Genomic DNA, 12,612 nt, shown 5'->3' with positions numbered 1-12,612 from the left:
GGCTTCCCGGCGGGCCGCCGTTCATGCGTGCGGCCGGCGGTGCGAACGGTGGCCCGTCCTGCTCGGAGCGATAACCGGGGCGGATGGCGGAATACTGGAACAGGAGCGGGGAAACCGGTCAGTGCCGCCGCGGGTCAAGCGGCGGACGCGGCGGCCCAGCCGCCGCGGCAGACGCAAGGTGCAGAGAAAGGGTGGACATGACGACCGTCGGATTCCTCTACCCGGGCCACTTCGCCGAGGACGACTACCCGCGCATGGAGATCCTTCTCGACAGCACCATCAGACTCGTCGTCCACCACACCGAGTGCCCGGACGGCGCCTACCGCGAGGAGGCCCTGCGCGAGCTGGGCACCTCCTCCCGGCTCGCCGCCGGGATCGAGGAGCTGCAGCGCTCCGGGGTCCAGTCCATCGTCTGGGCCTGCGACGGCGGCAGCTTCCCGCACGGGTGGCAGGGCGCGCACGACCAGGTCGCGGGCCTCGCCCGCGCGGCGGGCGTACCCGCCTCCAGCACCTCCATCGGCTTCGTCCACGCGGTACGCAAGCTGGGCGCCGAACGCGTCGCGGTCGCCGCGACCTACCCCGAGGCCCTGGCCGCCCGCTTCACCGCCTTCCTCCAGGAGACCGGCGTGGAGGTGACCGCCACCCACGCGGCGGGCGTCACCGACGCCGCCGAGGCCGCGGCCTGGGGCCCGGAACAGCTGCGGGAACTGGCCGAGGCGGCGGACAGCCCCGAGGCGCGGGCGATCCTGCTGCCCGACACCGCCCTGCACACCGTCGCCCATCTCCCGGACCTGGAGGAGGCGCTCGGCAAGCCCGTCCTCACCGCGAACCAGGTGGCGGTCCGCGAGGCCCTGCGCCTGACCGACCGCCCCGCCTGGGCCCCGAGGCTCGGCGCGCTCTTCGCCCACCGCGAGGAGCCCCCGGCCCCGGTGGACCGGGGCAGCGGCAGCGGACGCGCGTACGCCCACGGGCAGCGGGGCCGGGGCCGCGCCTACGCGCACGGGCAGCGAGACGCGTAGGGGCGCCGAGGCCGGTCCGCCGGTCGCGCGCCGCGGCGAGGAAGGTCGGCCGCGCCGTTCCGGACCCGTGCGTTCCGGGCCGCCGCGTTCCGGGTCGGTGCGGCAACGGCCGGTGCGGCAACGGTCGGTGCGGCAACAGCCCGTCCGGCAACAGCCCGTCCGGAATAAACGGAGTCATCCTCCTGTTGCCGCCTTCCGGACATCGAGGGACCGAAACGCACCACCGGAGAGGCCAGGACGTGGACGAGATTCGAGGCGACGAGATCCAGGGCGACGAGATCCGCGGCACGGCCCGGGGCACCGCCCCCGTGCCGCTGTCCGTGCTGGACCTGGTGACCGTCGGCCAGGGCCGCACCGCGAGCCAGGCCCTGCGGACCGGCGTGGAGATCGCGCGGCTCGCCGAGCGCCGGGGCTTCCACCGCTACTGGGTCGCCGAGCACCACTCGATGCCCGGCGTCGCCTCCTCCTCGCCTGCCGTGATCCTCGCGCACACCGCTGCCCACACCGAGCGCATCCGGCTCGGCTCGGGCGGCGTCATGCTGCCCAACCACGCCCCACTCGTCATCGCCGAACAGTTCGGCACCCTGGAGGCGATGGCCCCCGGCCGCATCGACCTGGGGCTCGGCCGTGCCCCCGGCACCGACGGCGCCACGGCAGCCGCCCTGCGCCGCACCGACCGGCTGAACGAGGGTGCGGATGATTTTCCGCAGCAGCTCATGGAGCTGACCCGCTTCCTGGACGACGACTTCCCCGACGGTCACCCCTACGCCCGCATCCACGCGGTCCCCGGACCCGTCCAGGCCACCTCCGAGGGCGGCGTCCAGTCCCCGGCGCGCCCGCCCCTGTGGCTCCTCGGCTCCTCCGGCTTCAGCGCCCGGCTGGCCGGCATGCTCGGGCTGCCCTTCGCCTTCGCCCACCACTTCTCGGCCCAGAACACCGTGCCGGCGCTTGAGCTGTACCGCGAGTCCTTCCGGCCGTCCACGGTCCTGGACGCCCCCTACGCCCTGATCGGCGTCGCCGCGCTGGCCGCCGACGACGAGCGCGAGGCCCGCCGCCAGGTGCTGACCGGCGCCCTGTCCATGCTCCGGCTGCGCACCGGGCGCCCGGGGCTGGTCCCGACGCCCGAGGAGGCGGAGGCGTACGCCTTCTCCCCGGCGGAGCGCGAATTCGTGGACGGCTGGCTCGTCAACATCGTCCACGGCACCGCCGACGAGGTCCGCACCGGCCTGGACGACCTGGCCAAGCGCACCGGGGCCGACGAGTTGATGATCACCGCCAACGCCCACGGCGGCGAGGCCCGGCTGCGCAGCTACGGCCTCATCGCCGACGCGTACGGGCTGCCGGGAGCCTGAGCCGGCCCGACCGTGAGCGGGGCCCTCGGCCCTGTCCGGCGGTTCCGGGCGGGCGGCGCCCTACGCCCCCAGCGCGGGCATCCCGATCAGCTCGGCGATGCGCTCCGGGGCGACCGCGCGCGAGTAGAGCCAGCCCTGCCCGGTGTCGCAGCCGATCCGGCGCAGCCGCTCCGCCTGGCCGGCCGTCTCCACGCACTCCGCGGTGACGGTCAGGCCCAGCCGGTGCGCCAGCTGGACCATGGCCTCCACGATCGTCTCGTCGGCGGGGCTGGGGTGCGTGCCGTCCTCGTAGCGGAAGCCGCGTACGAACGCGCCGTCCAGCTTCAGTACCGACACCGGCAGGCGGCTCAGGTAGGCGAGGTTGGAGTAGCCGGTGCCGAAGTCGTCGATGGCGATGCGCACGCCCATGTCGCTGAGGGCCTGCAGGGCTCTCAGCGGCCGGCCCGCCGAGCCCATCACCGCCGACTCGGTCAGCTCCAGTTGCAGCAGCGCCGGGTCGAGGCCGGTCTCCGCCAGGATCTCCGCGACATCGGTGACCAGATCGGAGTCCCAGACCTGGCGCACGGCGACGTTGACGCTGATGAACAGCGGCGGCTTCGCCGGGTGGTCGAGCTGCCAGCGCCGGGCCTGCCGGCAGGCCGAGCGCAGCACCCACCGGCCGAGCTGCACGATCGAGCCGTCCTCCTCGGCGATGGCGACGAACCGATTCGGCGAGAGCATGCCGAACTGCGGGTGGTTCCAGCGCACCAGCGCCTCCACCCCGCGCACGATCCCGTCGGCCATGCCCACCAATGGCTGGTACTCGATGGTGAACTCGCCGCGCTCCACCGCCGGGCGCAGGTTGGACGACAGTGCCTGGCGGGTCATCCGGTGGGCGTTGCGCTCCGGGTCGAAAAGGGTCCAGCGGGCCTTGCCGTCGGCCTTCGCCCAGTACAGCGTCGTATCGGCGGCCTGCATCAGGCCGGTGGCCGAGGTGCCGGCGACGGGCCGCTCCACCACCCCGATCGACGCCGAGACCGAGAGCCGCCGGCCGGCCAGGTCGAAGGGCTGCTGGAGCGCGCCCAGCACCGTGCGCGCCAGGTCGGTCAGCTGCTCGGTGCCGGTGGACTCCTCCACCAGGATCGCGAACTCGTCGCCGCCGAGCCGCGCCACCAGCGGGGTACCGGCCGGGTACGTGCCCTCCTGCTCGGCGCAGTCCGTGAGCCGGGCGGCGACGGCAGCCAGCAGCCGGTCCCCGATCCGGTGGCCCAGGGTGTCGTTGACGGCCTTGAAACCGTCCAGGTCCAGATAGCAGAGCCCGATCCGGCCCCGCTCGGGCAGGCTGTCGTCCTGGTACGGCGGGGTACGGAGCACCGTCGAGAGCCGCTCGAAGAACAGCGTCCGGTTGGGCAGCCGGGTCACCGGGTCGTGCATCTGGAGGTGGTGCAGCCGCTTCTGGAGTTCGCGCCGGTCACTGACGTCCGCGACGGAGAGCAGCACCTGACCCGGCGCGTCGTCGTCCCCCGCGTCCTGGCCGCCGGGCATCGGCACGACGGTGATCTCGGCCCACAGCGCGCGCCCGTCGGGGTGCTTGAGCCTGCGGGTGCAGCTGAAGCGGGAGCGCCGCCCGTGCAGCACCTCGCGGTACGCGTGCCAGGCGCGGGCGTCCGCGGCGAGGTCGACCAGATCGGAGGCCGACTGCGCGGTGAGCGCTACGGCGCCGACGCCCGCCAGGGCGCCCAGTGCCTCGTTGGCCGTGACGATCAGGCCCTCGTGGTCGACGACGGCCATCGGCAGGGCGGCGGCCCGGAACGCGGCCCGGTAGTCGTGCGCCTCGGTCGCCGGGCCACGGGGCGGCCACGCTTCGTGACCCTCCGTGACCGTGGGTCTCGGTGCAGAGGGTGCTGTGCCTGCCGTGGGCCTCGGCCCCTCGGAGGTTGCGCTCACCGTTCGCTCCCGCCCTGCAGTTCTGTCCCGGACACCTCTGTGGTCGGACTGGCCCGCCGCGTGGAGTGCCGCGTCAGAGGCGGAAACCGCGCAGGAAAGCGAGGTGAAGCATAGAGGCTGGCGCCTCGGCCGTTCCAGCGCCCCGCCTCGCGCGCACCGTGCTTGCGACGCGCGTCAGCCATTCGCGCACGCATCCGGTTTGTCCCTGACTGATTGTTTCTGCGCGCCTCTGTTCTCTCTCGCTATGCGAGTGATCGATTGTGACTGTGTGTGAAGGGTGAGGGGGGTGTGGCGGCTGACCCGAGTGGGGCAGTCCGATGTGACGTAATGGAAGAAAGGTCACAAAGTGGACGGGAGGGTTCCGGAGTCCGCGCCCCGCACCGGAGGCATCCGCTCCCCGCACGGAGGTAGTTGTGCCGCGTCAGCCCGGACCCGCAGGGGTGGAGAGGCCGAGTCCGCGCGGGCTGACGGCCGGGCTGATCTCCTTGGTGGCGCTCGTCGCCACCTCCCTCGTCGCCGGGCCGTCCGCGGCCGCGTCCGGCGACGCCGCACCCTGTGCGCTGCCCCGGACCACGGCCCACCACTCGCTCGGCGTCGACCGGTGGAACGGCGCCTACCCGCGCCCGGACCGCCCCCTGGACGCCGTGATGGTGTTCCTGTCGTTCCCCGACGCCCGGCCGGTCACCACCCCCGCCGAACTCACCGCCGACTACTTCCCGGCCACCACCGAGTTCTTCGAGCGCGCCTCGTACGGCAAATTCACCCTGCGCCCGCATCCGCAGCGGCACTGGATCCGGATGCCGAAACCGTCGTCCTGGTACGGCATAAAGCGCGACTGGGCCAACGACCGGCGCAGCGCCTACCTGCGTGACGCGGTCGCCGCGGCAGACCCCGAGGTCGACTTCTCGCGGTACGACATCGTCTACCTCGTCGCGGACCCGGATGCCCCCGGCGTCGACTCCGACGCCACCAAGGTCGTCAACTTCGACCGGCCCCTGCACGCCGACGGGACGGACATCAGGCGCGTCGTCACCGTCTTCGAACAGCACCCGCCGGACCACAACGTCCTGGCCCACGAGACCGGACACGTCTTCGACCTGCCCGACCTCTACCACCGGCCGTCCGACGGCAAGGGCGACTGGGACACCTACGTCGGCGACTGGGACGTCATGGGGAGCCAGTTCGGGCTCGCCCCCGACCTGTTCGGCTGGCACAAGTGGAAGCTGGGCTGGCTGGACGACCGCCAGGTGGTCTGCGTCCAGAGCGACCGGGTCGTCACCCTCGAACCGATGGCCGCCGTGCCCGTGGCCGGCGCTTCCCTCGGCACCCGGCTCGCCGTGATCAGGACCGGCGAGGGCAGCGCGGTCGCCATCGAGGCCCGCAGCTCCACCGGCAACGACCGCTCGACCTGCGCCGAAGGCGTCCTGCTCTACCGGATCCGCAACGAGACCCCGTCCGGCGGCGGGCCCGTCGACGTGCTCGACACGCACCCCGAGACGGACGCCTGCTGGGACCGGTCGGTCTACCCGCCGCTCGCGGACGCCCCGCTGCGCGTCGGCGAGACGTACACCGTCCCCGGCGCGCACACCACGATCGAGGTCGCCGACCGCACCCCGTCGGGAGCCTGGACGGTCCGCATCACCACAGGGACGTGACGCGAGAGCCGCCGCACACGAAGAAGCCCCCTCGCTCTCGCGAGGGGGCTTCTCCCGTCTGTGCGCCGCCAGGGACTCGAACCCCGGACCCGCTGATTAAGAGTCAGCTGCTCTAACCAACTGAGCTAGCGGCGCCTGCTGACGTCGTAGACCTTAGCACCCTGATCCGGGAGAGGAAAAATCGAAATACGGGGAGTCGGGGAGGGTGCCGACCGGGCCACCCGGACACAGGCCCAGAGCAGCACGTCGGGCCCCGGCAGCCACGGGCTGCGGGTGTCCGGGGCCACCAGCCAGCGCGGCCCGGAGTAGCTCGCGCCGCAGGTCAGGGGCGGGACCGTCACCGCGTCCCCGGTGCCGTGACAGAGCAGCGGGGGCACCGTCGCCACCCCGCCGTCCGGGCCCTGCGGTCCGCCCGTGCCCCACTCCTCCCAGTCGAGGAGCGAGGGCAGCCGCTGGGCGGTGCCGGGGGAGGCGAACAGCAGCATCCGGCCCCGGTGCGAGGCGACCGGACCCGAGCCGGGGCCGTCCGCCCACAGGTGCTCCAGCATCCGGCGGCCGAACAGGGTGGGCACGTTCACCACGTCGAAGGCCGAACCGCACGGCAGCACCCCCGGCGCCGTCGGGCGCGACTCCCACTGGGCCAGAGTGCTGCGCGGATACGCCGTCGCTCCGGCCAGCCACGCGGCGCCGGCCGCGGTGACCTGAGCCGTCTGGTGCCGCGCCTGCTCGCGCAGGACGGAGAAGAGGTCGGCCTCGTGGCCCGCGTGGAGGCAGGGTCCGTCGCCGTGGTGCAGGGTCGTTTCGTCGGGCAGCCATGCGGTCATGCACACAGGTCTACCCGGAGTGATCAAGTGGATTCCGAGAGTTGCCGAAAACCGGGACAGGTCCAGGCCGCAGGGCGTAAGGTGCACCCGGGCATATGCCAGTGGTTGTACCCGGAGTCACGAACCGGCCCCGCTCCGGGCCCCCGCCCCTGGGGCCCGCGAAGATCCGGCCGGACAGTCCCTAAGGCTGCGTGGTGGTGTTCAGCAGGGTGCGGCCGTACTCCACCATCTTCTTCGCGTAGTCCTCGGTCCACTCGGCGCGCTCGGCGATGTCCGCCGTCGTCAGCCGGTCGAACCGGCGCGGATCGGCCAGCTGGGCCGCCGCCATCGCCTGGAACTCCACCGCGCGGTCCGTCGCGGCGCGGAACGCCAGCGCCAGCTCCGTGGCCCGGTCCAGCAGCTCCTTCGGATCCTCCGTCGACTCCAGGTCGAAGAAGTGCTCCGGGTCCGCGGCCGCAGCCGACGGCTCGAAGAGCAGGGGGGCGGGACGCAGCCGTTGCCGCTCGCTCCGCTCGGGTTGTGCCATGTGGTCTTCCTCCTCCGTTGGACCGCCGGACGGCCCCTCCATTCTCCAGACCCCCGCAAGGGCGCCCGGGAGCCGAGTGCGCCCCCGGCGCACTCAACAAGCCCAGCGCACGCGGTGTTCCGCCAAGTGCGCCAGCACCGCGTGGTTCGCCTCCCAGCCGTCGGGGAACTTCACCGTGACGCCCAGCTGGACCGGCTCCGTCGACGGATGCTCGTCCAGCAGATCGGCCACGCCCTCGCGGCAGACCACGACGCAGGCGTGCCGGTGCCGGGAGGCCAGGACACAGAGCCGGCCCGTCTCCAGATGGAACGCGGTGGCGTCCGGGCGGCCCGACAGCGGGTGCAGCACCACCGTCACGTCGAACTCCCGGCCCTGGAGCCGGTTCGCCGTGTCGACCGCGACCCCCGTCACGCCCAGCTCCGCGAGCGCCGCGCGCACCGCCGCCGCCTGGTCGCGGTGGGCCGTGCCGACCGCGACCCGGTCCGCCGTCACCGGGGCCGGCTCCGGGGCGCGCTCGCTGGTGGCCGCGCCGCCCCGGTCCAGGAGCCGGCGCACCACCAGCGCGACCGCCCGCACCGCCTCCGGGTCGGTGCGCGGGGTGTGCCGGGCCGGCAGCTCCAGCAGCCCCCAGCCCGACTCCGCCGCCTCGTCCAGCACCCGGTCCGCCGCCGAACCGTCCGAGGCCACCCCGAACGACAGCCGCCGGTCGCCGTGATCCGTACCGCTGCGGAACGGCGTGTACGGGTAGAACGCGTCCGACACCAGCGGCGCCGCCGAGGCCGGCAGCCGCCACGAGACGGGCAGCCGGTGCTGCGGCAGCTCCGGATTGTGCGCGAGCAGCGTGCTCACCGCGCTGGCCGACGGGTCGTAGCTCAGCCCCGCCCACTGGTCCGCGCCGACGATCGAGAACGGGTCCAGCTGCCCCGGGTCACCGACGAACAGCGCCCGCTCGAAGAGACCCGCCACGGCCAGCAGCGCGTCCGAGCGCATCTGGTACGCCTCGTCCACGATCGCGTGGCCCCACGGCTCCACGTTCTTCACATGGGCCCACTTCGCTGCCGTCGAGATGACGACGTCGAGCCCCGCCAGATCCGCCGCCTTCGCCGACTTGCGCACGTTGTCCAGGCCGTCGAGCACCTTGTCGTACGGGTCGGAGTCGCTGCTGTGCAGCCGGCCGACCGGCAGTCCGGGGTCCTTCTCGGCGAGCCGCACCACCAGGTCGTCCACCTGCGCGTTCGTCTGCGCGACCACCATCAGCGGGCGGCCCGCGGCGGCCAGTTCCAGCGCGGCGCGCACCACCAGCGTCGACTTGCCCGCGCCCGGCGGGGAGTCCACCACGACGCCGCGCGCCGTGCCGTTCAACGTGTCGTCCAGAATCGCGGCGGTCGCCAGGCCCGCCGCCGCCCCCGGGTCGAATACGGCCGTCACAGCAGGTCCTCCGGGGTCACGGGGTCGGGGCGCTCGGCCGCTTCGACGGCGCCGGGCGGGCCGCCGTGGGTCCACGGCGTCTCCTCCGCGTCCGGCAGTTGCGGCCCGCCGCGCTGGTCGTGCTCGAACAGGGTCCAGGCGATCCGGTCGCCCGGCTCCGGGACCGACCCAGGGGCGGGCTCCTTGCCGCGCCCCATCCGGTCGGTGATCCGCAGCACCAGCGAGGGCGCCCCGCCCTCCTCGTCCGCCGGGCCGTGCCCCACGAACTCCGCGGTCTGCGGCTTGCCGTCCAGCGAGCGGTAGACCTTCACCCGCTCGCCCAGCTGCGGCCGCTCATCGGTCCGGACCGTGACCAGCGGGCGCGGCGAGGGCCGCTTCGACTCGCTGTACGCCATCTCCACCGCGCTCACCTCCCCGACGAACGCCTCCCCGGCCAGCCGGCGGCCCGCCAGCACCAGCGGATCGTCCAGCGCCTCCTGGGCCTCCAGCTGCGCCTGCGCCGTCTCCCGCGCGGCCAGCTTGCGGGCGGCCGTCACCGCGTCGTCCCTGCGCGGCTGGGGCGGCTCACCGGCCCGCACCCGGTCGCGGTGGGCGGTGAACGACCAGCGGTCCCGGGTCCAGCGGTCCTCGGTCCTGGCGCCCTCCGGCAGCTCCCGCAGCAGGTCCAGCCCCCGCCACACCGCGTCCCAGGTCGGCCGCAGCACCCCGGCGAGCAGCGCCCTGATCTCCCGCTCGGCGCCGGTCAGCCCGGCGAGCCCGGCGTCCGCCGCCAGGCCGTCCTCAGCCGCCGCGAGCGAGGAGCGCGCCCGGTCGTACTTCTCGATCGCCGGGGCCAGCAGCCGGTTGTCGAAGTCCGGGTCGGTGGCGGGACCGGCCGGCGGGCACAGCAGCCGGCCCGCCGCGTCCCGGGCCAGCTCGGCGCGGAGCGCGGCCTCGGCGCCCGACTCACCGGCCGGCGGATCGATCCAGGCCAGCAGGGCCCCCAGATGCTGGTCCTCCAGATTCGACTGGCCGGTCGCCCAGTGCCGGTTGAGGAGGTCGGTGCAGGCGAGCAGGAGCGAGGAGCCCGGGACCCGGGCCCGCTCGCCGTAGTGCGTCAGCCAGCGCCCCAGCAGCGGGACCCGGGCGGGCGCCGGATACGGGGTGTCCGGGTCGTCCTCGGCGGTGCGCCGGAACCGCATGGAACGCCCCAGCAGCCGGACGAACTCGATGCCCGCCCGGCTCGGCACCACGATCTGCGCCGCGTCCACACACAGCTCGGTCTCGACCTTGACCCGCTTCCCGGTCGCGGGATCGGTCTCGTTCCGCTCGGCCGGCTCGATGACGTCGGCGTACGCCTCGATGTGCGGCAGGACCGCCTCGGCCAGGTCGGCGAGGAAGGCGAAGCGCAGGTCCCGGTCGCGCGGCTGGGCCACGGCCAGCAGCCGGGGCGCCTCCCGGTCGGTGCCGACGAGGGCGCCCAGCGGGGCGCCCGCCTCGCCCGCCGTGGTCAGCGGCACCAGGACGAGCGGCCGGCCGGTCAGCCGGCGGTGGCGGACCGTGGCCGTGGGCCGGGCCCGGCCGCTCTCCACGGCCTCCAGCCGGGCCAGCGTGCTGATCAGCGACATGCGACGCGGCCCTCCAGTGCCTCGGCGCGCAGGGCCGCCGCGCGACGCAGGGCGGCGACCGCGGGATCGGCCGGATCGCCCTCCTTGCCCGCGGCCGCGGCCAGCACCCCGGCGACCGTCGTCAGCCCGCCCAGCTCGCCCCGCACCCCGCGCCCCAGCGACTCCACGGCCCCCTCGGCGCGCGCCCGGGACCGGCAGTGGAACGCCAGCTCGCACGAGGACAGGCACTCCGGCGCATAGGCCGCGGTCACCGCCTCGACAGCCGTCTCCAGCTCCTCGGGGGAGCGCTCCGGGTCGAACGTGGTGCCCTCGGGCAGCGCCGCGGCGATCTCGTCGACGCGGGTGAGCCTGGTCAGCTGCCTGCGGGTCACCGCGCGCTGCTTGCGTACGTCGACGACGGACGCGGCCGGCAGGTTCGAGAAGTCCTTCGGGCACACCAGCAGCACCCGGTGGCCGACCCGCGCCCCGTCCGTGACCTCCGCGACCCGTTCGAGGGCCAGCACGTACACCGCGGACTGGCGGGCCGCCGCGCCCACCTTCGCCGCGTCGGCCGAGCCGTCGATCATCGGGAACGACTTGATCTCCACCACGCTCCAGGTGCCGTCGGGGTGCACCACCACCGCGTCCGGCTCCAGATAGGCAGGGGAGCCCGCCACCTCCAGGGCCAGCATCGGGTGGTCGAGCAGCGCCCAGCCGCCCGCCCGCGTCGCCTCCCGCAGGGCCAGCGCGGTCCTGGCCGCACGGCCCTCGGGCCCGGCGGCCGTCAGATCGGGCACCGCGACATCGCGCGGCGGTTCGCCGGGGCCGCCGAGGCGCTCGTACAGCAGGCGCATCAGCTCCGTACCGCCGTCGGCCTTGACCCTGGCCTCGAAGGCGTTGCCCCGCATGAAGGCGAACTGGGACTGGCCGAAGGGGGCCGGGGAGCCCAGCGCGGTGGCGAGCGCGCCCTTGTCGACGCCCGCCCCGTCGAGCAGGGCGCGGCGCTTGCAGCCGGGGTTGGCGGCGAGGGCCGCGAGCGCGCGGGCGTCCAGCGGGCGCGGGAGCGCGGGCCCCCTCAGCTCAGCGAGCCGCTGTCGCAGGGTCCCCCTCGGGGGCTCGTCCGGCCGGGGCGGCGTCTGGCCGGGCAGGCGGACCGGCCGCGGCTGCCGCGTCGGATGGTTCTGCGGAGGAGGTCCGCTGGCCGGGGATTCGCTCACCCGCCGAAGTCTTGCACCCGGCACTGACATCCGGGGACCCGCCGGACGGGAGCCCGGCCGCGAAGCGGGGGAGTACGGCCTGCTTGACCCGGTCGGCCAGGCGCATCACGGGCCGGGCCAGCAGGGCCCCGGCACCCATCACGACGGCGCCGGCGACGGCGTCCAGCAGGTAGTGGTTGGCGGTGCCCATCACCACGAACGCCGTGATCAGGGGGTAGGCGACACCGGCCGCCCGCAGGAGCGGGTGCTTGGCGTGGCGCCACAGCAGGATGCCGCACCACAGCGCCCAGCCGACGTGCAGGCTCGGCATCGCCGCGTACTGGTTGGTCATGCCGCCCATGCCGCGCGGGGCGCTCGCCTCCGTGCCCCACCACCCGTACGAGCTGTACTGGGCCATCGTGTCGACGAATCCGTGCCCGGCGGCCAGCAGCCGCGGCGGGCAGGTCGGCATCAGCGTGAAGCCGATCAGGCCGAGCATGGTCGAGGTCATCAGCCAGGTGCGCGCCCTGCGGTACGCGGCCGAGTGGCGCCGGAACATCCAGATCAGGACGGCCGGGGTGACCACGTAGTGCAGCGAGGCGTAGGCGAAGTCGGCGGGTATGCCTATGGAGGCGTGCGCGGTGAAGAGGCGGTTGAGCGGGTGCTCGGCGTTGAGGAAGAGGGTCTTCTCCAGGTGCAGGATGCGCAGCCCGTGATCGACGGCCGTCGAGACGTCGCCGCGTGCCAGGAGCCGGCCGCCGGAGTACGCCGCGTACACCAGGGCCAGGAGCGGCAGCTCGGTCCACCAGCGGGGCCGGTGGCGCGGCGCGGGCGCGGTGGTGGCATGCGGCATCCGGAAGTTCTCCATCATGTGTTCATGCGGCCGACTGCGGGCGTTCAACCGTACGGTGCGGGTCGGCCGCGGTTCCCCCGGGGGTGTGGTCGGCACCCCTCAGCTGTGCGGATCGCTCTGTGGACAGTGGGACGCCGCTGCGGCCCCCCGGGTTGCCTCGCGGGCAGGTGCGGGATGATGGAAAACCGGACGATCCGTTCGTCTCTGCTCCGTTGCTCCGCTCCGTACCAAGATTTCAGATTCCGCA

The 12,612-nt window shown here is 74.1% G+C and carries 10 protein-coding genes and 1 tRNA gene; 3 read left to right on the top strand and 8 right to left on the bottom strand.

What is annotated here, in order from left to right:
- The first annotated feature begins 197 nt into the window (after positions 1-197).
- Together P8A18_RS11030 and P8A18_RS11025 are read left to right on the top strand one after the other, a co-directional pair.
- Positions 198-1,019: a maleate cis-trans isomerase family protein gene (locus P8A18_RS11030; RefSeq protein WP_306053754.1), complete on the top strand. Its 822-nt coding sequence runs from the start codon at positions 198-200 to the stop codon at positions 1,017-1,019.
- Positions 1,020-1,258: 239 nt separating this feature from the next.
- On the top strand, positions 1,259-2,371 hold the full coding sequence (locus P8A18_RS11025; protein ID WP_306053752.1) for an LLM class flavin-dependent oxidoreductase: 1,113 nt from the start codon (positions 1,259-1,261) through the stop codon (positions 2,369-2,371).
- A gap of 60 nt (positions 2,372-2,431) precedes the next feature.
- Here P8A18_RS11025 and P8A18_RS11020 read toward each other — a convergent pair whose 3' ends face one another.
- The gene (locus tag P8A18_RS11020; RefSeq protein ID WP_306053750.1) at positions 2,432-4,297 is read right to left on the bottom strand and encodes a putative bifunctional diguanylate cyclase/phosphodiesterase; all 1,866 of its coding nucleotides are present in this window, start codon (positions 4,295-4,297) and stop codon (positions 2,432-2,434) included.
- Between the two features lie 413 nt (positions 4,298-4,710).
- On the opposite strand from P8A18_RS11020, the gene P8A18_RS11015 reads away from it, so the two are divergent.
- A complete protein-coding gene (locus P8A18_RS11015) occupies positions 4,711-5,952 on the top strand; it encodes a M6 family metalloprotease domain-containing protein (RefSeq protein WP_306053748.1) in 1,242 nt (413 codons plus the stop codon).
- A gap of 61 nt (positions 5,953-6,013) precedes the next feature.
- On the opposite strand, the gene P8A18_RS11010 is transcribed toward P8A18_RS11015, so the two are convergent.
- From P8A18_RS11010 to P8A18_RS10980, 7 genes are all read right to left on the bottom strand, one after another.
- A tRNA-Lys gene (locus P8A18_RS11010) sits at positions 6,014-6,087 on the bottom strand.
- A complete protein-coding gene (locus P8A18_RS11005) occupies positions 6,078-6,776 on the bottom strand; it encodes a bifunctional DNA primase/polymerase (protein ID WP_026250395.1) in 699 nt (232 codons plus the stop codon). The genes P8A18_RS11010 and P8A18_RS11005 overlap by 10 nt, the downstream gene beginning before the upstream one ends.
- Positions 6,777-6,957: 181 nt before the next feature.
- Positions 6,958-7,302: a DUF8844 domain-containing protein gene (locus tag P8A18_RS11000; RefSeq protein ID WP_018555783.1), complete on the bottom strand. Its 345-nt coding sequence runs from the start codon at positions 7,300-7,302 to the stop codon at positions 6,958-6,960.
- Positions 7,303-7,395: 93 nt separating this feature from the next.
- Complete coding sequence (locus P8A18_RS10995; RefSeq protein ID WP_306053746.1) at positions 7,396-8,730, bottom strand: AAA domain-containing protein; 1,335 nt, start codon at positions 8,728-8,730, stop codon at positions 7,396-7,398.
- The gene (locus tag P8A18_RS10990; RefSeq protein ID WP_306053744.1) at positions 8,727-10,337 is read right to left on the bottom strand and encodes a hypothetical protein; all 1,611 of its coding nucleotides are present in this window, start codon (positions 10,335-10,337) and stop codon (positions 8,727-8,729) included. Before P8A18_RS10990 ends, P8A18_RS10995 begins: the two co-directional genes overlap by 4 nt.
- The gene (locus P8A18_RS10985) at positions 10,328-11,416 is read right to left on the bottom strand and encodes a hypothetical protein (RefSeq protein WP_371933766.1); all 1,089 of its coding nucleotides are present in this window, start codon (positions 11,414-11,416) and stop codon (positions 10,328-10,330) included. The genes P8A18_RS10990 and P8A18_RS10985 overlap by 10 nt, the downstream gene beginning before the upstream one ends.
- Complete coding sequence (locus tag P8A18_RS10980) at positions 11,397-12,365, bottom strand: phosphatase PAP2 family protein (RefSeq protein WP_306060823.1); 969 nt, start codon at positions 12,363-12,365, stop codon at positions 11,397-11,399. The genes P8A18_RS10985 and P8A18_RS10980 overlap by 20 nt, the downstream gene beginning before the upstream one ends.
- Between the last annotated feature and the right edge of the window lie 247 nt (positions 12,366-12,612).

Source organism: Streptomyces sp. Mut1, from assembly GCF_030719295.1.
GTDB lineage: Bacteria > Actinomycetota > Actinomycetes > Streptomycetales > Streptomycetaceae > Streptomyces > Streptomyces castrisilvae.
The sequence above is the reverse complement of the archived record's forward strand: the minus strand, read 5'-3'. Positions and strand labels throughout refer to the sequence as shown.

Bases quoted from the DNA above. Each gene is read 5' to 3' on its own strand.
- P8A18_RS11030 (WP_306053754.1), top strand. From the start codon at position 198: ATGACGACCGTCGGATTCCTCTACCCGGGCCACTTCGCCGAGGACGAC.
- P8A18_RS11005 (WP_026250395.1), bottom strand. From the start codon at position 6,776: ATGACCGCATGGCTGCCCGACGAAACGACCCTGCACCACGGCGACGGA.
- P8A18_RS11000 (WP_018555783.1), bottom strand. From the start codon at position 7,302: ATGGCACAACCCGAGCGGAGCGAGCGGCAACGGCTGCGTCCCGCCCCC.
- P8A18_RS10990 (WP_306053744.1), bottom strand. From the start codon at position 10,337: ATGTCGCTGATCAGCACGCTGGCCCGGCTGGAGGCCGTGGAGAGCGGC.
- P8A18_RS10980 (WP_306060823.1), bottom strand. From the start codon at position 12,365: ATGCCGCATGCCACCACCGCGCCCGCGCCGCGCCACCGGCCCCGCTGG.